Below are 606 nucleotides of genomic sequence, written 5' to 3' on the forward strand. Positions count from 1 at the left end.
GCCTCGCCCTGCCCCCCACCCTGCGAACGGCCGTCGAGACGGTGGAGCGCATCTCCCCAACGGAGCTCCTGGTCGGGGCCTACGCGCTGGATCCGGACCAGCCGAGCCGAAGCCTGCATCTCGCCCTGTTCTGCGGCGGGCGCCTCGCCGCCTTGGACAAGCCGCGGCGCTTGCGCCGGGACCTCGCGGCTCGGCCTGGCTTCGAAGCGATGAGCGAGCGGCGGATCGGCTATCGCCTGCGCATCCCTGCCGATTCCTGCAGCCGGGAGAACGCGGTCGCGGCGCTCGTCGACGAGACCGGCCTGATGAAGGCGCTCGCCGTCCCGCGAGCCGGGTGGTGATCGGGATCCACGTCGGCGGGGGCGGCGGGCGATGACCGGCATGCGTCGTGGCGATGCCGGGCCCTGGTTCGTCGATTGCATCCGCGTTCCGCCGCGTCGCCGCGCCGAGCGCGACGCCGCGACCTGTGATCCGAGCCGAGGAGCGCACATGCCGACGCATCACGAGATCCCGGCCACCCCCGACAAGATGGTGCTCGGCTACTTCGACGCCGCGCTGCCGCCGGTGCTCGAGATCGCGTCCGGGGACACGGTCACCCTCCATTCC

The 606-nt window shown here is 72.6% G+C and carries 2 pseudogenes; both read left to right on the forward strand.

Going from position 1 to position 606, the window contains the following annotated elements:
• Positions 1 to 341, forward strand: a pseudogene (locus tag FV230_RS30225) (acyltransferase); the annotation flags it as partial.
• A 148-nt stretch (positions 342 to 489) separates the two neighbouring features.
• Positions 490 to 606, forward strand: a pseudogene (locus tag FV230_RS31140) (amidase); the annotation flags it as partial.

The organism is Methylobacterium sp. WL6 (assembly GCF_008040095.1).
Classification (GTDB): Bacteria; Pseudomonadota; Alphaproteobacteria; order Rhizobiales; family Beijerinckiaceae; genus Methylobacterium.